Annotated in this window: 18 protein-coding genes; 6 read left to right on the top strand and 12 right to left on the bottom strand. The window is 56.4% G+C overall.

Annotated elements, in window-relative coordinates:
* Positions 1 to 1709: pyruvate/proton symporter BtsT (gene btsT / locus ACW14G_RS10145; protein ID WP_455648575.1), on the bottom strand; the 1709-nt coding region annotated here is incomplete at its 3' end.
* A gap of 510 nt (positions 1710 to 2219) precedes the next feature.
* Between btsT and ACW14G_RS10140 the strand changes: the two genes are divergently transcribed.
* Genes ACW14G_RS10140 through ACW14G_RS10130 form a run of 3 tightly spaced genes read left to right on the top strand, consistent with a single transcriptional unit; the run spans position 2220 to position 6691 of the window.
* Entirely contained in the window at positions 2220 to 3419 is a 1200-nt protein-coding gene (locus tag ACW14G_RS10140; protein ID WP_163448844.1) for an ABC transporter substrate-binding protein, read from the top strand.
* Between the two features lie 11 nt (positions 3420 to 3430).
* Complete coding sequence (locus tag ACW14G_RS10135) at positions 3431 to 4513, top strand: glycoside hydrolase family 88/105 protein (RefSeq protein WP_249022379.1); 1083 nt, start codon at positions 3431 to 3433, stop codon at positions 4511 to 4513.
* Positions 4514 to 4528: 15 nt separating this feature from the next.
* Entirely contained in the window at positions 4529 to 6691 is a 2163-nt protein-coding gene (locus tag ACW14G_RS10130) for a glycosyl hydrolase family 28 protein (protein WP_223803390.1), read from the top strand.
* Between the two features lie 5 nt (positions 6692 to 6696).
* Here the strand turns inward: ACW14G_RS10130 and ACW14G_RS10125 are convergent, their stop codons facing one another.
* Positions 6697 to 7605, bottom strand: coding sequence for a GntR family transcriptional regulator (locus tag ACW14G_RS10125; RefSeq protein WP_163448841.1), 909 nt, complete (start codon positions 7603 to 7605; stop codon positions 6697 to 6699).
* 146 nt (positions 7606 to 7751) lie between these two features.
* On the opposite strand from ACW14G_RS10125, the gene ACW14G_RS10120 reads away from it, so the two are divergent.
* The 3 genes from ACW14G_RS10120 (at position 7752) to tsr (ending at position 11798) form a co-directional block, all read left to right on the top strand.
* The gene (locus tag ACW14G_RS10120; RefSeq protein ID WP_271458133.1) at positions 7752 to 8795 is read left to right on the top strand and encodes a zinc-binding alcohol dehydrogenase family protein; all 1044 of its coding nucleotides are present in this window, start codon (positions 7752 to 7754) and stop codon (positions 8793 to 8795) included.
* A gap of 86 nt (positions 8796 to 8881) precedes the next feature.
* Positions 8882 to 9892 (top strand): Ldh family oxidoreductase, encoded by a 1011-nt coding sequence (locus tag ACW14G_RS10115; RefSeq protein WP_249022378.1) that lies wholly within the window; start codon positions 8882 to 8884, stop codon positions 9890 to 9892.
* A gap of 238 nt (positions 9893 to 10130) precedes the next feature.
* Complete coding sequence (gene tsr / locus ACW14G_RS10110) at positions 10131 to 11798, top strand: methyl-accepting chemotaxis protein (protein ID WP_249022377.1); 1668 nt, start codon at positions 10131 to 10133, stop codon at positions 11796 to 11798.
* Between the two features lie 26 nt (positions 11799 to 11824).
* On the opposite strand, the gene ACW14G_RS10105 is transcribed toward tsr, so the two are convergent.
* The 10 genes from ACW14G_RS10105 to opgB all read right to left on the bottom strand — a co-directional run bounded on the left by ACW14G_RS10105 (position 11825) and on the right by opgB (position 22018).
* Positions 11825 to 12340: a GNAT family N-acetyltransferase gene (locus tag ACW14G_RS10105; RefSeq protein WP_249022376.1), complete on the bottom strand. Its 516-nt coding sequence runs from the start codon at positions 12338 to 12340 to the stop codon at positions 11825 to 11827.
* Between the two features lie 39 nt (positions 12341 to 12379).
* Positions 12380 to 12856 (bottom strand): hypothetical protein, encoded by a 477-nt coding sequence (locus tag ACW14G_RS10100; RefSeq protein ID WP_223803387.1) that lies wholly within the window; start codon positions 12854 to 12856, stop codon positions 12380 to 12382.
* A 3-nt stretch (positions 12857 to 12859) separates the two neighbouring features.
* Positions 12860 to 13600, bottom strand: coding sequence for a winged helix-turn-helix domain-containing protein (locus tag ACW14G_RS10095; RefSeq protein ID WP_249022375.1), 741 nt, complete (start codon positions 13598 to 13600; stop codon positions 12860 to 12862).
* Between the two features lie 109 nt (positions 13601 to 13709).
* The gene (locus ACW14G_RS10090; RefSeq protein ID WP_249022374.1) at positions 13710 to 14678 is read right to left on the bottom strand and encodes a Csu type fimbrial protein; all 969 of its coding nucleotides are present in this window, start codon (positions 14676 to 14678) and stop codon (positions 13710 to 13712) included.
* A complete protein-coding gene (locus tag ACW14G_RS10085; RefSeq protein ID WP_419057306.1) occupies positions 14669 to 16888 on the bottom strand; it encodes a fimbria/pilus outer membrane usher protein in 2220 nt (739 codons plus the stop codon). The genes ACW14G_RS10090 and ACW14G_RS10085 overlap by 10 nt, the downstream gene beginning before the upstream one ends.
* A complete protein-coding gene (locus ACW14G_RS10080) occupies positions 16872 to 17627 on the bottom strand; it encodes a fimbrial biogenesis chaperone (RefSeq protein ID WP_249022372.1) in 756 nt (251 codons plus the stop codon). Before ACW14G_RS10080 ends, ACW14G_RS10085 begins: the two co-directional genes overlap by 17 nt.
* Position 17628: 1 nt before the next feature.
* Entirely contained in the window at positions 17629 to 18123 is a 495-nt protein-coding gene (locus ACW14G_RS10075) for a Csu type fimbrial protein (RefSeq protein ID WP_167576952.1), read from the bottom strand.
* A gap of 231 nt (positions 18124 to 18354) precedes the next feature.
* The gene (locus ACW14G_RS10070) at positions 18355 to 18888 is read right to left on the bottom strand and encodes a helix-turn-helix transcriptional regulator (protein ID WP_163448831.1); all 534 of its coding nucleotides are present in this window, start codon (positions 18886 to 18888) and stop codon (positions 18355 to 18357) included.
* A gap of 5 nt (positions 18889 to 18893) precedes the next feature.
* Entirely contained in the window at positions 18894 to 19529 is a 636-nt protein-coding gene (locus tag ACW14G_RS10065) for an EAL domain-containing protein (RefSeq protein ID WP_223803381.1), read from the bottom strand.
* Between the two features lie 194 nt (positions 19530 to 19723).
* Positions 19724 to 22018 carry a phosphatidylglycerol--membrane-oligosaccharide glycerophosphotransferase gene (gene opgB, locus ACW14G_RS10060; protein ID WP_249022369.1) on the bottom strand — a complete coding sequence of 765 codons (2295 nt, stop codon included), beginning with the start codon at positions 22016 to 22018 and terminating at the stop codon, positions 19724 to 19726.
* Positions 22019 to 22054: the final 36 nt, after the last annotated feature.

Here is a 22054-nt window from a genome sequence, read left to right as displayed (position 1 = left end):
CCGAACAGCGGCCACAGGCTCTTCACGCCGCCCAGCGGGTCAACCACGCCTTGATACAGCAGGTAGCCCCACAGACCGACGCAGCCCGCGGTAGCGACCACGCCAGCCACCAGAGAGTCGGTTTTCTTCAGGAACGGCACGAAGTTACCGAGCAAATCCTGCAGCATAAAGCGGCCCGCACGGGTACCGGCGTCCAGCGCGGTGAGGATAAACAGCGCTTCGAACAGAATACCGAAGTGGTACCAGAAGCCCATGTCAGCCATCGGCAGGACTTTGTGGAACACGTGAGCAATACCGACAGCCAGCGTAGGCGCGCCGCCCGCGCGGTTCAGGACCGACGGTTCGCCGATGTCTTTCGCGGTTTGCAGGATCTGCTCTGGCGAAATCACGAAGCCCCAGGAACTGACGGTCGCCGCCGCATGCGCGGTCACATCTTTCAACTGCGCAGCAATCAGCGCCGCGTTCTCACCGCCCATTTCGTGCAGGTTCGGCATTGTGATGCCAAGGCCCGCTGGCGGGGTGTTCATCGCAAAGTACAGGCCAGGCTCGATAATGGAGGCCGCAACCAGCGCCATAATCGCCACGAAGGACTCCATCAGCATCGCGCCGTAACCGATAAAACGCGCGTCGGTTTCATTCGCCAGCAGCTTCGGCGTGGTGCCGGAGGAGATCAGCGCGTGGAAGCCTGAAACGGCGCCACAGGCGATGGTGATAAACAGGAACGGGAACAGCGCGCCTTTCCACAGCGGGCCGGTACCGTCGATGTACTGGGTTACCGCCGGCATTTTCAGATCCGGGTTGAGGATCACGATGCCCAGCGCCAGGCCGACGATAACGCCGATTTTCAGGAAGGTGGCGAGGTAGTCGCGCGGTGCCAGAATCAGCCATACCGGCAGCAGAGCGGAGATAAAGGCGTAGCCAATCAGCGCGAAGGTGATGGTGGTGTCTTTAAAGGTCAGCGCCGGGCCCCAGTACGGGTCGTGGGCAATCACGCCGCCGAAGTAGATGGAAGCCACCAGCAGCACGATACCAATTACCGACACTTCACCGACGCGGCCCGGGCGGATAAAGCGCATGTAGATACCCATAAACAGCGCAATCGGCACGGTCGAGCAGACGGTGAACACGCCCCACGGGCTTTCCGCCAGCGCTTTCACCACGATCAGCGCCAGCACGGCGAGGATGATGATCATAATCAGGAAGCAGCCGAACAGGGCAATCGAACCCGGCACGCGGCCCATCTCTTCTTTAACCATCTCGCCCAGCGAGGAACCGTTACGGCGCGTGGAGATAAACAGCACCATAAAGTCCTGCACCGCGCCCGCGAGCACCACGCCCGCCAGCAGCCACAGCGTACCCGGTAGGTAGCCCATCTGCGCGGCCAGTACCGGCCCCACCAGCGGACCTGCGCCGGCAATCGCGGCGAAGTGGTGGCCGAACAGCACGTAGCGGTTGGTCGGCACGTAGTTCAGGCCATCGTTGTTAATGACCGCCGGCGTCGCGCGCGTCGGGTCGAGCTTCATCACCTTCTGGGCGATGTACAGGCTGTAGTAGCGATAGGCCACCAGATAAACGGAAACCGACGCCACGACGATCCACAGGGCACTGACGTGCTCACCGCGGCGCAGAGCGACGACCGAGAGGCAAAACGCACCGATGATTCCGAGAATCACCCAGGGTATGTGCTTGAATAGCTTTTTCGTATCCATAGTAAAACCTGGTTTTTAAGATTAATAATCAGCCGAAGCTGCCGTTGTTTTTTGGGTTTGGGGGTTGAGGAGGTCTTGATTCTGCTGATGAGTTTGCCAGACCTACGCGCGCGTAAAGTTGGGTAAATGGGTGAGCGGTTAAAAGCGGAGGCTAAGCGGTCACTTTTCGCGGTAAGCGGTTGGGCAACCTTTGTCCTACGCGGAAATATGTGATTGAGATCGCAAGTTTTTTTCCCGTCGCCGTTTCCCTACGCGCAACTACGTATGATTAAAAACCAATAAAAAACACTATTGTCACTAATTGATCACAACTCAGGGGGATGACCGTCTCCACACCGCCGCTTTTTCCCGACTATTGGCTCAACCCGGCCGGTGAGCCATTCAGCCCGCTGGCCTGTACCCCTAAAAAGGATTAACACAATGAATAATAAGCGGCTAAAAGCACTTTGTTGGGTTCTGGGCGCAGGAATCTTGTGGCCAGCGGTAGGGCACTCCGCCACGGAATTACGCATGTCGTGGTGGGGCGGCAACCAGCGCCATCAGGCGACCACCGAGGCGATTAAAGCCTTCGAAGCACAGAACCCTGACGTCAAAATCAATACCGAACCGAGCGGCTGGGATGGTTACTTATCGCGTTTGAGTACCCAACTGGCAGGGAACACCGAACCGGACGTGATGCAGATTAACTGGAACTGGCTGGTGATGTTCTCAAAAAACGGCGACGGGTTTTACGATATTAACCGCCAGTCGTCGATTATCGACCTTAGCCAGTTCTCCAGTCAGGGCAAACAGCTGGTGACGATGAACGGCAAGCTGAACGGCGTGCCGGTGGCCATGACCGGTCGCTCGATGTACTACAACCCCGAACTGTGGAAAAAAGCGGGCGTTGCCTATCCGCAAACCTGGGAGCAGATGATTGCCGCGGGGCCGGTGTTTAAAACCAAGCTGGGAGACGACTACTACCCGTTTATCCTCGCCAATCACGACACCACCATCATGACGTTTCTGAACTCCTATATGGTGCAGAAATACAATATCCCGATGATTGACCCGCAGAAGAAAGACTTCACCTACACCCGTGAGCAGTGGCTGGACTATTTCGGCATGTATAAGAAGCTGGTGGACAATCATGTTATTCCGTCGATGAAGTACCTTTCGTCCTTTGGTAAAGCCAACGCCTGGGAAATTAAACCGTGGCTGGACGGCAAAATTGGCGGCGTGCACACCTGGAGCACCGACGGCACCTTTGCCGGTAGCCTGCGCGCGCCTGCGCATCTGGAAGTGGGGCCTTATCCAATGCTGCCCGGCGCGACCGATGCCGGCATCTTCTTTAAACCGGCGATGATGTTCTCCATCGGTAAAAACAGCAAACACCCGGAGCTGGCGGCGAAGCTGATTAACTTCCTGCTTAATGACCCACAGGGCATTAAAGCGATGGGCCTCCAGCGCGGCGTACCGCTGAGCGCCGAGGCGGTCAAGGTCTTGCAGCAGGAAGGCGTGTTGGATAACAGCCAGATTCAGGTGCAGGGGCTGGCACAGGTGGATCAACTGATGGGCAAAATCGAACCGTCACCGTGGTTTGAAAACCCGCAGCTGCTGTCCTACTTCCTTGATGCCGTTCAACGCTATGACTATGGGCAGCTCACCCTCGAACAACTGGCCGATGAATTCCCTCAGCGCGCGCAGCGTGTGCTGAAAAAGATCATGTAATTGAGGTGGTTATGTCGCAATTATTAAAAGAGTCCATTTTAAGCAAGCTGGATACCCTGTTTAATGAAGTGATTGTGGTACGCACCGATGACGCCGAGCTGAAAAAACAGAAAGTTATCGCTTCTGACCTGTCGATTGAAAACTGGGACTGGTCGCAGGGCGTGGGGATTTACGGTATCTGGCGTCTCTATCAGATTACCCGTGAGCCGCGCTACCTTGACTATCTGAAGGGCTGGTTCTCACGGCGCATGGCCGAAGGGCTGCCGGAGAAAAATATCAACCGGATGGCGCCGATGCTGACCGCCACCTGTATGGCGGCGGAACTCGGCGAAACGGGCTGGCTGGCGGATATCGCCGAGTACGCCGACTGGATCGACACGCGCCTGCTGCGCACGCAGGAAAACGGCTATACCCACTGTACCAGCGACCATCTCAACGAAGAGCAGCTGTGGGTCGACACGCTGTTTATGAGCGGCCTGTTCCACGCCAGAGCGTCGCAGCTGCTCAATAAACCGCACTACATGGACGATGTGGCGTATCAGTTCTTACTGCACATCAAATACCTCGTCGACCGTCGCAGCGGGCTGTGGATGCACGGCTGGAGCTTTATCGAGCACAATAACTACGGCGCGGCGCTGTGGGGGCGCGGTAACGGCTGGGCGGCGGTCGGCAGCGTCGATTTTCTGGAGATGGCGAACGCGGATACCGCCAACACGCGGTTTATCCGCGAGGCGTTTCTCCGCCAGATGCAGGCGGCGGTGCACTACCAGCATAACAACGGGATGTGGTCGACGTTAATCGATCACCCTGAGAGCTATCAGGAGGCGTCGGGGACCGCGGGGCTGACCTATGCGTTGCTGAAAGGCGCGCGGCTGGGTCTTTTGGATAACCGCTGCCGCGACGCGGGTTGGGCGGGCATCCAGGCGCTGATTGCACGGATTAACGATCAAGGGGAAGTGGCTGACGTGTCGGCGGGCACATCGGTGGGGCGCGACCTCCAGCACTATCTGGATATTCGCGTTCGTCAGCGCGCCTACGGGCAGTCGCTGGCCATGCTGGCGCTAGGGGAAGCGCTTGCCCATTTAAACGGATAACTTAAGGACAAGGTCATGACGACAAACCCTTGCGCGGTGCTGAGCGTCGAGGAAGAGCAAAACATTCTGGCGCGGATCCATGATCCGCGCATTCCTTCAGCCGAGGTGAACGTGCGCGATTTTGGCGCCGTCGGCGACGGCGTCACGCTGGACACGCAGGCGATTCAGCGGGCTATCGCTTATCTCCACCGCCAGGGCGGCGGCAGGGTGATTGTGCCCGCCGGGCGCTATCTTACCGGCTCTCTGGCGCTGCTCAGTCATATAAATCTGCATCTGGACAGCCCGCAGAGCGTGCTGTTGTTCACGACCGAGACCACCGAAGCGCACTACCCGCTGGCCTTCGGCCACTGGGAGTGCTCGCCGCTGTGGAACTACCGGGCGCTGATTTACGCCTGTGATGCGCAAAATATTGCGCTCACCGGGCGAGGCGTGCTGGACGGTCAGGCCAGCGACGGCGTCTGGTGGCACTGGACGCATCAGATTGAGCACGCCTGGTCGACCTCCGCCCGCAACCTGCAGCGCCCCGCCAGCCTGCGGCTGCGTGAAATGAACCTCAACGGTGTGCCGGTGGCGGAGCGGCGCTTTGGCGACGGGCACTACCTGCGGCCCATGTTTATCCAGACGCTGCGCTGTCAGAACGTGCTGCTGGAAGGCGTCACGCTACGCAATTCGCCGATGTGGCAGGTGAATCCGGTCATGTGTCGCAACGTCACCATCCGACGCATGACGCTACGCTCCCATGGCCACAATAACGACGGCGTCGATCCCGAAAGCTGCTGTGATGTGCTGATTGAAGACAACCTGTTCGACTCCGGCGATGACTGCATCGCCATTAAATCCGGGCGCGATCGCGACGGGCGTGAAGCCAACATTCCCTGTGAAAACATCATCATCCGCAATAACCGTTTTGCCGACGGTCACGGCGGTATTGCGCTGGGCAGCGAGATGAGCGGCGGCATTCGCAACGTCTTCGCCGTGGGGAATGAATTTGACAGTCCGGCGCTAACCTACCCGCTACGTCTCAAAGCTAACGCCTTGCGCGGCGGCGTAATCGAAAACATCTGGCTACGCCACTCACGGGTCAAGCGGGTGCGTGACGCGGTGGTTCACGCCACCATGAACTATGCCGAGGGCGTCTACGGTAGCCATCTACCGCGTTTTCGCAATATCGTGATTGAAGACCTGGAAGCGAGCGGCGGTGAATACGGTCTGTTTATTGAAGGTCTGGCGCAGTCGCCGATTGAAGGTCTGGTGCTGAAGGATATTCGCATCACCGACGTCGACCATCCGCTGCATGCCGCCCACTGGGGCAGCGGCGTGAAGATGGAAAACGTCACCATTAACGGTCTGGCGTACCCTCGACCGGTGCAGCTTTTCATTCGCGGACTGCCGCAGGTGGGCGATTATCTGCGGGCGATTGCGCAGTTGCCGGGTGATGATGAAGCGGTCCTGCATTATTCGTGGTGGCTGGGAAAAACGGCGGAAGGGCCAATGACGCCGCTGGGCGAGGGCGATATTCTGGCGCTGACGCCGACCATGGCCGGGCGCTTCGTGCGCTGCCGGGTCAACCACGGTGAGATGAGCTTGCTGAGTAAGCCGTGGTTGATTCAGCCGGAAGGCAGCATCGATCTGGCGAACGGTAATTCGGTTAATGCCGGTATTTTGCGCGCACGCGGGGTGATCGAAGAGGAAAGCGGCGCGGAGTGTATTACCCGCTTTGAACTGGCGCAGATGATCATTCGTCTGTGGGGATTGCAGTATCAGCCGTCGAATGGCGTCGTCATCCAGGATATTGCGCCGGACTCCGTCTGGTATCCGGGCATTGCCGCGCTGATTCAGCGCGGCATGATGGCGCTGGTGCAGGGGAAATTCCTGCCCGACAGGCCGATCCGCCGTGAAGAAGCGGCCACGGTGGCGATGATGAGCTGCGGCGTATCGTACCGTAACGCATCAACGATGCTGCAATCGACCTTCACAGACGGACGTATCCTGCGCGATATCTACCTGACTAACGCCCAGCGGGCGGTGGCTTTTGGCTTTATGCGCTGCGATGAAGAAGGGCGCTTCCGTCCGCGCCGCTATCTGCGCCGCCATGAGGCGCTGGAGATGCTGTTGGCGATTGGTCACTTCATGGGCGATCAGGATGCGCCGCAGCGGCAGGTGAAGCCGCTGCGCTAGCGAAATTAACGGCGAGCGGTTTGATCGATCGAACGGATCATCGACTGTTTCGCCGTCATTAAATGGTTGCGCAGCGCCAGGGTGGCGTCGATCTCGTTACGGCAGATCAGCGCGATCAGGATCATCATATGTTCGTCAATGGCGATAATATTGCGTTGTTTAAGATCGCTTTCATCCCACTGATAGTGGAAGTGGAAAATAACCGAGATAATCTCCAGTGATTGATTGAAAAATATATTATCAGCAGCCGAAAGTAATAATGCATGAAAATCCCGATCGAGCTGGGAGAATGTTTTTACGTTATCGCCAATGCGATCTCTTAATTGGCGATGATGTTCCAGTAATGTTTTCGCCTGCAGCCAGTGAGGATCGCCATCGGGCAAATTAAGGAAGCGCTGAAGGGCGTGTAATTCCAGCATTTCGCGTAATTCAAAAAGCTGTTCGGCGTAGGCTCGGTCAAATTCTTTCATGCGCCAGAAGCCGCGTTTTTCGCTGACAATCAGATTATAGCGACCAAATTTGAGCAAATATTCCCTGGCGGCTACCGGGCTGACCCCGGCCATTTTTGCCAGCGCTATTTCGCTCATCACTTCTCCGGCCTTCAGCTGCCGCTGGTTAATCATCGAAAAGAACGCCTGTTCAAAAATCTGCGTCTGCTCTTCGAGCGGCGCCTGGGTGCATTCGAAGCCGTCCAGCGCATCGGGTTTACGTAGCACGATGTAATCATTGCCAATTTTTTCCAGCACGCCGCGCTGTTGCAGATGGGTGAGAATGTGCCTGACGGTGGTGCGGCTAATGTTGTACATCTCGGCCAGCGCCGATTGCACCGGCAGCGGAGAGGGGATATGGCCGCGGGCGATACCTTCAATAATCTGGTTCACCACGCTACGGCGTAAATTCTGCGAACGGCTCATGCTGACATCCTCCTGATAATCATTAAAAACGAATTTAAAACCTATTTCTGCGTTGGCATTCACAAGAATTTGTGGCGTGACTGCTGAATTATTACGAAATCCACAATAACAAGGAGAACAAAAAAGGAGAAGTTCAAATGAATATTATGAAAGCGTTAGTTTGTCAGCAACCGGGTGAATGGGCATGGCAATCAAGAAATATTCCAAAGCCACAAAAAGATGAGGTGTTAATAAAAATAAAAACGGTAGGGATATGTGGCACTGATATCCATGCATGGGGCGGTAAACAGCCTTTTTTCAGCTACCCACGGGTATTAGGGCATGAAATTTGCGGCGATATTGTTGAGGTCGGCAGCGAGGCGCAACAATGGCAGATTGGGCAGCAGGTGGCGGTGATCCCCTATGTGGGTTGCAATACCTGTAGCGCCTGTCGCGAGGGGCGCGGCAACTGCTGCGAGAATATCGCGGTGATCGGCGTGCATCGCGACGGCGGCTTTAGCGAATATCTTTGCGTACCGCAGCAGAACGTACTGCTGGCGGAAGGGATTGCGCCGGAAGCCGTTGCGCTCATTGAACCGTTCGCCATCAGCGCCCATGCGGTGCGGCGCGCGGCGGTACGGGCGGGGGATGAGGTGCTGGTAGTTGGCGCGGGGCCAATCGGTCTGGGCGCGGCGGCCATTGCCAAAGCGGAAGGCGCGCGGGTCGTGGTGGCGGATGTCAGCGATGAACGACGTGCGCATGTGACGGATCAGCTGGATCTTCCAGCGCTGGATCCGCTGGCGGCGGATTTCGACGCCCGGCTGCGCAGCCTGTTTGGCGGCAATCTGGCGCAAAAGATCGTGGATGCGACCGGCAATCCGCAGTCAATGAACCGTGCGGTGGATCTGATCCGTCACGCTGGCAGCATCGTGTTTGTTGGTTTGTTTAAGGGCGATCTGCAGTTTTCCGATCCGGAGTTTCATAAAAAAGAGACCACCCTGATGGGCAGCCGCAACGCCACCGCCGAGGATTTTGCCCGCGTTGGCGAACTGATGCGCAGCGGCGAGCTGAGTGCCGGAATGCTACTGACCCACCGGTTGCGCTTTAGTGAACTGGGTAGCACCTTTGAGCGCGACGTCATCAATAATCCACGGTTGATTAAAGGCGTGATAGAGTTTGCAGAGAACATCGACGGCGCCTCCGGGAATTAATGTGATTTAAATCACTGCGTTAACCAAGTAAAACCTGCGCCTCCGTCTACGCTTTATGCCAGTACAACAATAATACGGAGAACTACATGACAACGGTCAACATCGCACTCAACGACGCTTACACGCTGGCCTTCGAGGTCCTGCGTGCCAACGGTTTTTCACAACCTCATGCCGACGCCATCGCGCGTAACGTAACGGCGGGTGAACGCGACGGCTGCGCATCGCACGGCCTGTGGCGTCTGCTCGGCATTGTGGAAACCCTGCGCAAAGGCAAAGTTTCGCCGGACGCCGAACCGACGATCGTCGATCAGGCTCCGGCGATCGTCAAAGCTGATGCGCATGGCGCGTACTCGCTGTGCGCGTATGAACAGGCGCTGCCGCTGCTGATTGAAAAGGCGCGCCACTGCGGCATTGCGGCGTTGGCGATCAACCGTTGCGTGCATTTCTCCGCGCTGTTTGCCGATGTTGAGCCGTTGACCGAGGTTGGGTTGGTGGGCTACGCCTGCACACCGAGCCACGCATGGGTGGCGCCAGCCGGCGGAACCCAGCCGCTGTTTGGCACCAACCCGATTGCGTTTGGTTGGCCGCGTGGCGACAAGCCGCCGTTTATCTTCGATATGGCGACCAGCGCGGCGGCGCGGGGTGAAATTCAGCTCCATCAGCGGGCCGGTAAAGCGATTCCGGAGGGCTGGGGTATCGATAGCGACGGTCAGCCGACCACCGATCCGCAGGCGGTACTCGACGGCGCGATGCTGACATTCGGCGGACATAAAGGATCGGCATTGGCCGCCATGGTGGAGCTGTTCGCCGGGCCGCTGATTGGCGATATGACCAGCGCCGAATCGCTGGCGTGGGATAACGGCGCGGGTGGCCTGCCTTACGGCGGTGAGCTGATTCTGGCGCTTGACCCAGCACGGTTCCTCGGCGATGACGCCACATCCCATCTGGCGCGCGCCGAGACGCTGTTTAGCGGCATGCAGGCGCAGGGGGCGCGACTGCCGGGTGAGCGTCGCTACCAGGCGCGCCAGCAGAGTGAACAGCAGGGGTTGAATCTTTCGCGTAGCCTGTATGAGGAAATCTGCGCGCTGCGTAAATAGCATCTTTGAGTAGGCCGGATAAGGCGGAGCCGCCATCCGGCAATTTGTGCAGCTCTGCCTGGTGGCGCTACGCTTATCAGGCCTACATCCACTCTGGACGCGACGACAACGCCATGGTCTCGCGTCAATCCATAACGTCCGAATATTCCACCTTCCCCGCGTATTAATAGTCACATTTTCTATAAAGTTTTTCCTTTCGCCGCCGAAAATTCGTTATTCGTCTGGAGGAAAGAGAAACATGTTAAAGCGTATTAAAATCGTCACCAGCCTTGTGCTGGTTTTGGTGTTGTTTGGCTTGTTGCAAATGGTCTCAGGGGGCCTGTTCTTTAACTCACTGAAGCATGACAAAGAGAACTTCACTATCTTACAAACCGTGCGTCAGCAGCAGTCCGGGCTGAACGGCAGCTGGGTTGCCCTGCTGCAAACCCGCAACACGCTTAACCGCGCCGGGATCCGCTACATGATGGATCAGAACAACATCGGTAGCGGCGCCACCGTTGCCGAGCTGATGCAGATTGCCACGAAATCGCTGGCTGAAGCGGAAAAACGCTGGGCCGAGTATGAAGCGATGCCTCGCGACCCGCGGCAAAGTGAAGCCGCGGCGCTGGAAATTAAGCGTAACTACGATATCTATCACGGCGCGCTGGCGGAGCTGATTCAGCTGCTGGGGGCCGGCAAGATTAACGACTTCTTCGACCAGCCGACCCAGGGTTATCAGGATGGTTTTGAGAAAGCGTACGTCAACTATTTGCAACAGAACGACAGCCTCTACGAGCTGGCGGTAAAGGACAGCAATGCCTCTTATACCCAGGCGATGTGGATCCTGTTCGGCGTGATGATTGCCGTGCTGGCTGTGATTATCACCGTCTGGCTGGGCGTACGTAAGACGCTGATTGCACCGCTCAATCGTCTCATTGACAGCATTCGTCATATTGCCGGTGGCGATCTGGTGAAACGCATTGATGTGGAAAGCGATAACGAAATGGGTCAGCTGGCGCATTCGCTGCGTCATATGCAGGGTGAGCTGGCGCGCACCGTCGGGGAAGTGCGTCAGGGCGCCGATGCCATTTACAGCGGCGCGAGTGAAATCGCGATGGGCAATAACGATCTTTCCTCGCGTACCGAGCAGCAGGCGGCTTCGCTGGAAGAGACCGCCGCCAGCATGGAAGAGCTGACCGCAACCGTGAAGCAAAACGCCGAAAACGCGCGCCAGGCCAGCCATCTGGCGCTGAGTGCGTCGGAAACCGCGCAGAAGGGCGGTAAAGTGGTCGATAATGTTGTGCAGACGATGCGCGATATTACCGCCAGTTCGCAGAAAATTGCCGATATTATTAGCGTCATTGACGGAATTGCCTTCCAGACCAACATCCTGGCGTTGAACGCTGCGGTCGAAGCCGCCCGCGCAGGCGAGCAGGGCCGAGGTTTTGCGGTGGTGGCCGGAGAAGTGCGTAATCTGGCGCAGCGCAGCGCCCAGGCGGCGCGTGAGATTAAGAGTCTGATTGAAGATTCGGTTAATCGTGTCGATCTCGGCTCCACGCTGGTGGAAAGCGCCGGGGAAACCATGGATGAGATCGTGAATGCGGTGACCCGTGTGACCGACATCATGGGGGAAATCGCCTCTGCATCGGATGAGCAGAGCCGTGGTATCGATCAGGTGGGTCTGGCGGTGGCCGAGATGGATCGCGTGACCCAGCAGAACGCCTCGCTGGTGGAAGAGTCCGCCGCCGCCGCCGCTGCGCTGGAAGAGCAGGCCAGCCGCTTGACGCAGGCCGTTGCGGTATTCCGCATCCAGCAAAATCAGAGCAACAGTGGGCGCGAAGCGGTGAGCGCTGCGCCGATGCCTGCGCCGACCCTGCTGCGTAAAGCGGCAGCAACCGACGGTGGGGAAAACTGGGAAACCTTCTGACCCGGATGCGCCCTTTAACGGGCGCGTTAACGTAGTGCCAGGCGCATGGCGCAGCGAGACTCCGCTGCCAGGCCGTGCGCCGCTTCTTCACGCAGTTTTTGCCGCAGCGCGTCGCTAAGTAATGCCTCAGGCACGATTTCAAACCCCATCCGCGCATACCACGGTGCATTCCACGGCACGTCGCGAAACGTTGTGAGCGTGAGAGCACTGAAGCCTTTTTCTCGCGCCTGTTCGATCGCATAAGCCATCAGGCGACGGCCAAGACCGCGCCCCTGCCAGTCAAGGTGGAGCGAAAACTCGACGATAAAGAGCGAAGCGTCGTGCGCTTCCGCCAGCAGAAAACCCACGGGACGATCGTCTGCCAGCGCTAACCAACTCATGGCCTGGCTGACGAAGTGCTGATGACGTTCGGCGCAGATCACCGGGCCGGCGGCGAGCCAGCTGAATTCAGGCAATAGCGCGAAGCGCTGCGCGGCGGCGCGTTCAATCGCCGGTAGGGCGGAAATATCCGCCGGGGATGTCGGACGAAAGGTGTAGATCATGCGCTGAGTATAACCTGATGCCTGATACCCGTGTGACCGTTATCCGGCGCAGAGCAGAATCGGCGAGTAAAAATTGCTGATAACCACGGCTTTATCCGGTGTTGTGCGGATGCTCAGCAACCTTTTCTGACCTGCGGTAATGCCCAGTGCGTACTGTTCAAACACCCCTGCAGGCACGTTGTCGTGGCCAAATTTTTCTACCTGGGTGATGTACAGCTGATAGAACGATTCATGCACGTATTGCCAGTTAAAGCTCTCCTGACGTGAGACCTTCATGTTCTGGCCGTTATTCATTACATCGCCGTTGATATTGAAATAGCCCGTACCGTTCGGCGTAAAGTGCATCACGACCATCCCTTCAAAGGTGAAATGGTTATCCAGGCGGCTATCTTTGTAGGTCAGGCTGCCCTGGCAGGTCATGGAAAGGCGCGTGCTTTGGTGTATCCACAGCAATGTACCGAGGATCAGCAGCGCATTGAGTGCGATGATGCAAAAAAGTTTTTTCTTCTGTTTCACTCTCTACCACTCGTAAAAGTACAGCGTCTGGCAGGTGCTGGCCTTGCTGCGAAACTGGGAGCACTGCGACAGGACCAGGCGGCCTTCTTCGCCATAGAGAACGGGATCCTGAATATGTATGTAAAAAATTGAGCTTGGCAGACAGGAGAAAGCGCCTTCATTTTTGATCTGTCCGAGCAGCGTCTGGGCTTGCTTTTGGAATACGTCAGAGAGCGGGGCCAGCGTATAGACCGGACAACTGTCGATGTGAGCCAGCAGATATGGCTCAATTTGCTGGCGCTGGGCATTCCAGATGAGAGCGGTGGCGCACAGGAGCGTCACGGTGGCGGTCACGATACTATAAAGCCAGTTTCGTCTTTTGGGGACCGCGCGTTTGCTGCTTACCGGCGCGGGCGCAGAGACGGGCGCATTGAGCGGCACGACGCTGATATCCGCGCTGAGCATAAACCCGACTTTGGGAACGGTGACGATAAACAGGTTGTCCGGCACCATCCCTGCCAGCATTTTGCGCAGGATGCTGATGTACTGATTCAAGGAGTTGCTCGACCCGCGCAGGCCGCGATCGTCCCATACCTGCTGGAGAAAGACCTCGCGTTCGACCACCATCCCGTGATGGGCAATCAGCAGGTTCAGGATGGTTTGCGCCGTACAGGTCAGCGTCTGGCTCTCGGCGTCAGCGCTTTGTAAGGTCAGTGAACCATCCTCGTTGTCATACACGATGGCATCGGCAAGCAGGTATTTCATGAAATTGTCAGCGATCCGTCTTAGAGAAAAAAGAGTGACCCGGTGCGGGAAGGAAACTGTACCGTGAATTGTTATCGGTAACATTGATCCAGGCCGCGCATTATTTAGATTAATAAGTGAGCGTCACCACGACATTATCGCTAAACAAGCCCGTGCCGGTGAGGGGTTGCGTTGGCACCGTGCCATACACGGTGACCGTCTGCACACTCCCGTCGTGATGACTCATTTCCATCGTATTGTTTCCCGGTGTTTCGCCCCATGGGCGGGTGGCGGCGGCATCCTGCCAGAGGGCGTATTGCAGACACTGCTGGCGATCGTTACACATCTGGCGCTGAGTACCCGAGGCATGCTCACCACGGCTGATGCCCAGTGAATAAGTGGTTCCGACCGGGCAGCGCGCGCGAATGCTGGCCGTCGAGGCCAGACGGGACGTCAGCGCCGTGCTGCCCACGGTGCCAAAGCTGAGCGACGTGACGCTCTGAATAAAGCAGCTATCGGAGAGCGTGGCGCTGGCGTTGGATGAGGCATCCGTCGCTACCCCCTGCCACTTACCATCCTGACAACTGGCAAGCGCCTCTTTTCGGGTGGCGCTGTTCCACGTCAGTTTCAGCCCCAAAGTATAGTTGAAGTAGCTACGCACCGGCAGGTTGCTTTGCCCGGCGGGAATGGTGGCGAGCAGCGGAAAGCTGCCGCTGGAGGTCTGATTGCCGCCTATCGTTAGCGTGGTTTGCAGCGCGCGTCCCGCGCCGCCAGAGGTCAGTTCCAGGCTGTTATCCAGCGTGCTGTAAAGACGAAACAACATCGTGTACTGCTTACCTTCTTCATCCGCGTTGGAGGTCATTTTAAACGGTGCCGATTCCAGGCTGTTCAGACAGATGTTGAAGTAGCGCGTTTCGCCGTAGTCGGCGTAGCAGGTGAACTTTACGCTTGACTGCGCCGAGCCGGGATTGCCCGCGACCAGCGTGCCGAAGGCGGTGGAGGCGCCCTGAGTTATCCAGCAGTTAGCGGCTTGTGCGCGGCTTGAAAGCAGCGCGAGCGTCAACAGTAGCAGTAAGGTGAGGGGCAATTTTAATGACACAACAAGGTTCCCAGATTGAGCATCGTGGCAGAGGAGGGCGCGGCGGGAAACGTTACGTTGCAGTAGCCAATCGGCGTATGAATACGTAATGAACCCGGCATTGGCGGGTTTTCCAGCCAGATATAGCCGTCACGCCCGACAACAGACTCCACGCCGGGATAGCTGACGCTGCTGCCGACCGGTATCGGTTGGTGCTGGTGGTCGAAAAGTTGGGCCGACACCAGGCGTGCGCGATGCACCTGAAAATCGACCTTCACCGCCGTGGTCATCCCGGGTCGGGCATGAATTTCGGTTAACGGTGTAACGATCTCCGGCGGCAGACTGAGTGGGTCGAGCGAGATTTTGGCGTTATGGTAGAGCGGTAAATCCGTCAGCAGCAGATAGCCGTTTTTATCGGTTTTGCCCGCTTGACGGTTTTCGACGGCGATGGGCACATCGCCAATACCGTTCGTGGAGATCAACGCGATTCCCTGCCGGTTGTAGCGCAGCGCATAGGGGTGATTTTCCAGCAGCATCATCGAACCTTCTCCGCTGAGATAGCAGTTGGCGCTGCTCTGGTCACGGTCCAGTCCCGCATGCCACTCGCCGTATTGGCCAAGGTAGCCGATATCTGCATGCGCCTGGCGCGACGCGCTGCCCATGTTCTGGCTTACCTGCCACGACCAGCCGCCCAATTGGCTATCCGGCTGGTGGCGATAATCCCAGCGAGACGAGGGATTTCCCGCCTGGAGTGAGAGTGAGTCGCGGTTGCCCAGCGGAACGGAGAGCATGAGCTGGAAGGTTTTATCACCGCTGTTCAGCGCATGGGTAAACCCCAGCGTGGCTGACACCCGGTTATGAAAGGATTTTGACCAGCTGGCGTTGAGGTAGCGGGCGCTATCCTGACGTACCCAGCCAACGCCCAGCGTTCCCCAGTCGGGGACGGTTTGACTCATCCACACGTTATCGCTGTGCTGTACCGGCAGGCTACCGCTAACGCGGGCGATATCTGCCCAGGCGTTGCTGCTGCGGCTGGTATTCGCGGAGAGCCCGAGTCCTTGAGCATTCCACTGGTAACCGATACCCCATTTGTTCCCTTCTCCTTGCGGACTTTGGCTGACGGCCGTGTGACCGCTGATAATTCCGGCCAGCGGTGAGATCAACCAGTCGCTGGCGATGCCGATGTTGTGTGCGTCGCGATGTTGCTCAGTGTGGCCGCTGACCGTCAGGCGATTACTTACGCCGTAGCGCCAGCCCGCGTCGAGCAGCGGTGAGGCGGCGTAATCGTTAGAGCGCGTGGCATAGTTTTTTCGTAGCCAGCCGACGTCCAGCGAACTGCTGCTCACGCCTTGCGCCAGCATATCCGGCGCACCGTACAGATCGAGCGTGACTTCGCGGCGCTGGCCGTTGATGTCGGTGATGACAACCTGCGCCTGCCCACTGCCGGAAAAGGTGGGCAAGGTATCGAGAATGTAGCTACCAGGCGTGACCTGCTGGTGGCTTTGCTGCAGTCCATCAATGTACAAGTCGACGGTAGACGGCAGCACCACGCTATCGCTGAACTGCGCGCGTGGCGCGGTGTTCAACTGTGGATCGAGCTGGAAATTACGCGCCAGATGCAGGCCTGCGAAACGTACCTGACGGCTCCAGCTAACACCGGTAGTCACGTTGTCGCCAAGCGCAACGCTGGTGAGCCACTGCGGGAAGTCGTGCTGCCAGGTGGTCATCAACCGGGTCTGCGTGGTGCCCTCGTCGTGTTGCCCGTGTGGAAATCGGCTGTTCATACTGCTGCTGAGCTGCCCCGGTAGCCAGCCGGAGGTTTGTAGCTGGCTTTGCAGGCTGGTTTGCTGTTGGCTGGCGGTCTCGCTGGAATAAAGGGAATAGTCGAGCGTGAGGTTGCCCAGCGGCTGGGCCTGTTGGGCGTATGTGAAAGCGGAATGTGGCTGACTTTCCAGATGCTGGACGTGTGTTAGCGCCTGCTCAGGAAGGGTAAGCGACAGTTGCTGTTGCAGACTGTCGAAGTTGACCTGAATGCCAGGCAGAGTGGACAGATTGAGCCACCCCGCGTTCGCCTGCTCAGATGCAATACCCAACTTGACCGCATCGTGAGTGGCTATCCACAGCGCATTATCCACCACACGCACGGCCCACAGTCCATCGTAAGCGTAGTGGTTAACGGTGACGGAAAGGTATTGTGTGTTGGCGGTGGGAGGTTCAGCGTGAAGGGTCATCGACAGAAGCCACAGCAGCAGAATGCACGTTAAGCAGGCTGGCTTGGGTATGTTCATTCAGATACGCGCGCAGGGAAGAAGGCGGATGGCGATGAAGCTGTTTAAACGGCAGCACGAATCGTTGACCGGGTAGGACGTAACCTGCCAGCCCGGAGATCGTTTCCGCCACCTGTCCCTGCGCGTCGATCGCCTCGACGTGACTCAGGCGTATATGCACAGTACCCTTGTTCTGACAGCTGATGCTGGCATCCTGTCGCGTACAGGTGAGCTGAGTATCTTCAGCTTTGCTCTCCGTTTGCTCGCTGGCGATAAACAAGGGAATGGAGTAGCGCAGCAGAAAATGGACGCCGTTCTGCTCCGTGCCAGCCTGATGCCCGCCGGGGAGCTCATCAACCAGCAGTCGGAAGCTCTGTTCCTGTGGGTGGGCCATGGGGTTGAGCACCACAATGCGCACCAACTGCTGCTGCCCCGGTTTCAATGCGGTCACTGCCGGACTGCTGACGATGTCGTCGGTCAGCGTCAGCACGTCTTTGCCCTCTGACTGCGACCAGTCATACACGCGAATCTGCGCATGGATTGGCTCACTGCCGGTGTTGGTCAAATACAACGCCGTCGCCCGCTGGGTAGCATTAAGGTTCAGCATTACCGGTGCAACCTGGAGCGTGGCACTGATGGCATAGCGAGCGAAAACCACGATCACGGCCAGCCAGCAAAGGGCAAAGAGGGTGATTCTGCGCATCTTAGTACACCAGATTTAGCGTGACGTTATCGCTGTACAGGCCCGCTTTGGCGTTGGTCAGCGCGCCTGCTTCGATAACGCCAACAATCGTTTCTGACTGCGGCTGCCCAGTTCCGGTGCCTTCAATGCCGCCGCTAGCGTTCACCGGCGTTTTCTTGCTTTCATCCGCATAGAGCCGATAAGCGATGTTCTGCGCATTGATACTGCTGTCCTCGGGCTTAAGCCAGAAGGTTCCGTCGCTTTCGCCGTCACTGCTGGCCGCTGACAGGGTAAACGGCGTGCCGTTGGTACACAGAACACTTAGCTGGGTCATCGCGTTGATTTCGCTGGCTTCATCGGAGCCATGGCTGGCGAAGTTGAGATCGTTGGCCTGCAGCGTGCAGGATTTCAGCACCTCAAGCGAGACATGCATCGTTGCTGTCGCTGAGCTATTGGCTAGCGCAGTTTGATAAATTGCACACAATAAGCTGAAAATGACGAGGGGCATCCTTTTCATGGTGAACTCCGATAAATGAAATCACTCAGTGGTTTAATAAGCCTATTTTTTCGGCATGATGAATGCGCAGAGAATAAATTCGACGATGCGATTAAAGATATCTTTATCTGCTAAATCTAAGCTTATTCCTGATAATGTAATAAAAATGTTCGGTGTAAGTTTCTGAGGTATTTCCTTCCGGAAACACCCGCGTAATTCTTGCTTCGCAACAGATATGATTTCCCTGGTTTATTACTGATGAAGCGAATGGTTTTCTATCGTTCGTATTTTTCGGTGTAATTCCGCTAGCGTATTGCAATGGAATTTCGCCATCGCATTTCGTCGATGTGTATAGATCGTTTTAGGGGATTTATGCAGCATACGGGCAATGGTATTGGGGGAAAAACCCATAATTATCAGCAAGCAGATGTGGATCTCTGAGTGTGTTAACGGTGATTCTTTACGCATGCAGCGGCGAAATTCAGGGTGCTTAAGCTGCTGGGTGAGCTGCTTTATCGACAGTTTGTCGCTGAGTACGCAAACGCGCCCTGGCGGCAGAAACTGCTGGATTTCCTGCGTCCGATTCTCTTCGGTAATGATCAGCCATTTTGTTTCGCTATTATCACAGAGGATCTTTTCGCGCAGTTCAAAGACGCAGTTGTCATTGTCTTTATTAAACCACTGTAGTGTGGGGGCGGGGTTAACCATATAAGGAAGCGCGTGTTTCACTCCCTGCCACAGGAAATAATTTTTACTCAGGATTACCAGCTGATAAGGTGCAAACATATTGATTACTTATTCCACAGAAAACCTTGACCATAATTAGCGTGAGAATCACAGGCTAATTGATAGTCAGCGAGCGTTTCGATGCCTTCCACAAGGACTTCATCGGCAATCTTTTGGCAACAACGGGCCAGCTTAAAAAATGGTTCTTTGCATTTGCGTGCCGTCCAGAACGCGTGTTTATCAATTTTGGCCCCGGAAAAGTGATAATTCTGTTCAACCAGGCAGGGCAAAATGTCGTCATGAACGTCGTCAGCCCAGACGGCAATCCCCATTCCTCTTACGACGTTGATACACGCACGTAGCTGCTGACTCTTCGCAGGGGTCAGCGCCATCAGTTGATCCAGATCGGTCAGCTCAACGGCAATGCGTTCGGGCGCGACAACCTGCTCTTCGAGCTGTTGCAAAAAGTGAGGTGTCAGCATGACGTCCGCGCTGGCGTTCAGGTAATACTTGCCGGAGCCCGCGGTGTTGATCACATGCGCAAGCTGGGCGAAGAAAAGTTCGACTCTGGCATCGAGGGCCAGGTTGCTGAAAAAATGCTCGAGGTTTATCTGATCTGCTGCGGTTGAGAGAACTTCCCAGGCAACGATACGTTCATTATGTAAGACGCGGATGGATTCGAATTTATAACCTGTGAGCATGATTACGCAGCAATGTTGACCAATGTTTTTCAATATTGGTAAATGCTATGTAATTTGCTTTTGTTGGTATATTTATAAATATGAATTCGATTTATATGGTTTTTATGACTTATTTATAAGCTGTTTATAGGTTTTTATTTTTACGAAAGTAGGTGAGGGAAAGGGGGGCGTTATGCCCCCACGCGCTTCATGTATTAGCCTTGCGCATCGATCACTTTGATTTCCACCATTCCTATACCTAGCTGGCGCGGAGAGTGGCCGAGGATATTGCCCTCGTTAGTTGACTGCGGGTCTGGCGGCACAATGACCAGCGTGCTGGCAGCCGACGGGTTGTCGAAGTGCAGCGTAGTGGTGGTCACATCGTGGCTAAGCGTGATTGTCTGTTCGCTGTTGCCCACGCGAACCGGGATCGGTTTATCCGCGTTTGGCCCAAAGGCTTTGGCAGTGATCACCAGGTCGAAGCGCTTCGGTAGCGGGTGCTGATACTCAATTTTTACCTCCTCGCCAAGCTGGGCGTTGGACCAGCGGCCCCAGGCTTCCGGGCGAGAGATGCCGCTAAAGCTTTTCACTTCTTCCGGCGCGCCCGCGACGTTAAAGATAAAGCTATCGGCTTTGTAGCGGATATCGTTGTCGACGGTTTTCAATGAATCGACGTTGCCTTTGTAGCGCACCATATCGATCACCGTGTCTTTAAACTCGGTTTTACCGTTCCACTGCGTTTTGTCGACGTGCTGTACTTTTTGCTCGCCGCCAAGTTGGCCCTGCGACACGCACCAGTCGGTAGACAACGCCAGATTTGGTGACCACTGTTGCGCCATTTTGTAGCAGCGATCGACCCAAACGAAGTTATCACGTGGGGCAAAATCGGCCAGCTGGTAGCGCAGCGGCGCGGAGTATTCGCTTTCCGGCAGCGGCTCAACGCGGTTATCCGACACGCGCAGCAGCAGCGGCAGGCGGAAGTGGCTCCCGGAAAAAGCAATCATGTTTTTCTGGGTGTCGATAGAGAAGTTTTTGATCTCTTTCGGGAAGTTCCACAGGCGAATAATGTCTGGTTTCCACGCCAGCACCTTCTCTTTCATGTTCAGGAACACTTCAGACAGCGACTGCCCGGACAGGCTGCTGCGGCCCAGGCCGATAAAGTTGTCGCCGCCGAGCATATCCAATACCGTTGCGCCGTTATCCATGGTGTTACGTTTTACCGCCAGCACGTCCTGCTCGTCGGGTTTATCACCGCGAATCACAAAGAACAGATTGCTGCGGTCTTGTTTATTCAGGTAGTCCCAGGCGGTGTTTTTCATCGCCAGATGGTCGGAAGAAACCACGATAATCGTATTTTTAAACCAGGGGGACGCTTTGATTTTATTAATAAATTCCGCAATATTTTCCTGGCTACAGGTCACTGCGCTGAACGACTGGTTGGCTTTACCGTTGATATCGTATTTTTTGCGATTGCAGGTACGTGAGATAAAACCGTCGGGGTGGTGGGTATCGACGGTTAAGGTGAACAGCGAGAAGCGCTTGCCTTCGCGGGATAGCGTCTCAAATTTCTTCCATGCTTCGTCGAGAACGGTATCGTCGTAGTAGCCCCAGTCGTTTTTGTAGGCCGGGTCCGCAACGGTGGTTTTCAGCTCTTCCGCGCCGTACAGATTGTCGAAGCCGTGCGATTTCAGGAACACGTCTTTGCCGGCGAAACGCAGGTTGGCGCCCTGCACGAAATAGTTTTCGTAGCCGGAGTTTTTAAGGATATCGCCAAGGCAGATATTTTGCGGGAAGAAGCTCGACAGCGATGCGGAGGCGTTGCCTTCGAACGGCGCGAACAGCGGGATGCCGCACTGGGAGGCAACCATGCCGGCAATGGTGTAATCGGTACCCGGCAGCTGCATGGTATGGCTGAAATCCAGGCTCTGGTTTTTCAGCTCGCCCAGCTCTGGCGTCAGGTTAGGGAAGGCATCGTTGTCAAAGTAGGTGCGTTCCAGGCTCTCGCCGTAGATATAGACGAGGTTCAGCTTAGGGTTCGGGATCGTTTTCGACGGCTCTTTATAGTAGGCCGAGAAATCAGGATCGCCGTCGCGCGACTGGGATTTTACCAGTTCGCTAATCTGGCGGAACGCCGGGCTGGCGTCGACCGAGCCGACGGCCAGAATCAGCGCCAGCAGGCTGTAGCCAAAATGGTGGGGATGATGACGGCGTCGGCGCAGTAGCCAGCCTAGCGCGCTAAAAACGGCGACCAGCGCGACGACGAGGCCGACTCCAGGAAGAATGTATTTGCTGACGCCCGCGCCTGTCAGGCTGTTGGTCAGCGTATAGAGCACCGCATCGTTGATACCGTCACCGGTAAAGTAGTCGCTGGCATACAGGGTAATATTCAGGACCACAAACAGGCCCAGTACCGTTAACGTGGCGGCAAACCACCACTTATTGCGCCCTGCCTTCCAGGCGTATATCGCAATGGAAGCCAGAAACAGAACGAGGGATAACAACTCTGACACTACACGTCCTCAACCGCGCCAGGTTTTCTGGCTACA

The sequence above is a fragment of the Kluyvera sp. genome (genome assembly GCF_965301105.1).
This window is presented reverse-complemented; position numbering and strand designations above follow the sequence as displayed.

Coding starts and splice junctions, on each gene's coding strand:
- ACW14G_RS10105 (WP_249022376.1), bottom strand. CDS start 12,340: ATGATCTACACCTTTCGTCCGACATCCCCGGCGGATATTTCCGCCCTA.
- ACW14G_RS10065 (WP_223803381.1), bottom strand. CDS start 19,529: ATGCTCACAGGTTATAAATTCGAATCCATCCGCGTCTTACATAATGAA.
- ACW14G_RS10070 (WP_163448831.1), bottom strand. CDS start 18,888: ATGTTTGCACCTTATCAGCTGGTAATCCTGAGTAAAAATTATTTCCTG.
- ACW14G_RS10075 (WP_167576952.1), bottom strand. CDS start 18,123: ATGAAAAGGATGCCCCTCGTCATTTTCAGCTTATTGTGTGCAATTTAT.
- ACW14G_RS10085 (WP_419057306.1), bottom strand. CDS start 16,888: ATGACCCTTCACGCTGAACCTCCCACCGCCAACACACAATACCTTTCC.
- ACW14G_RS10125 (WP_163448841.1), bottom strand. CDS start 7,605: ATGAGCCGTTCGCAGAATTTACGCCGTAGCGTGGTGAACCAGATTATT.
- tsr (WP_249022377.1), top strand. CDS start 10,131: ATGTTAAAGCGTATTAAAATCGTCACCAGCCTTGTGCTGGTTTTGGTG.
- ACW14G_RS10115 (WP_249022378.1), top strand. CDS start 8,882: ATGACAACGGTCAACATCGCACTCAACGACGCTTACACGCTGGCCTTC.
- ACW14G_RS10140 (WP_163448844.1), top strand. CDS start 2,220: ATGTCGTGGTGGGGCGGCAACCAGCGCCATCAGGCGACCACCGAGGCG.
- ACW14G_RS10120 (WP_271458133.1), top strand. CDS start 7,752: ATGAAAGCGTTAGTTTGTCAGCAACCGGGTGAATGGGCATGGCAATCA.
- ACW14G_RS10135 (WP_249022379.1), top strand. CDS start 3,431: ATGTCGCAATTATTAAAAGAGTCCATTTTAAGCAAGCTGGATACCCTG.
- ACW14G_RS10095 (WP_249022375.1), bottom strand. CDS start 13,600: ATGAAATACCTGCTTGCCGATGCCATCGTGTATGACAACGAGGATGGT.
- ACW14G_RS10080 (WP_249022372.1), bottom strand. CDS start 17,627: ATGCGCAGAATCACCCTCTTTGCCCTTTGCTGGCTGGCCGTGATCGTG.
- ACW14G_RS10130 (WP_223803390.1), top strand. CDS start 4,529: ATGACGACAAACCCTTGCGCGGTGCTGAGCGTCGAGGAAGAGCAAAAC.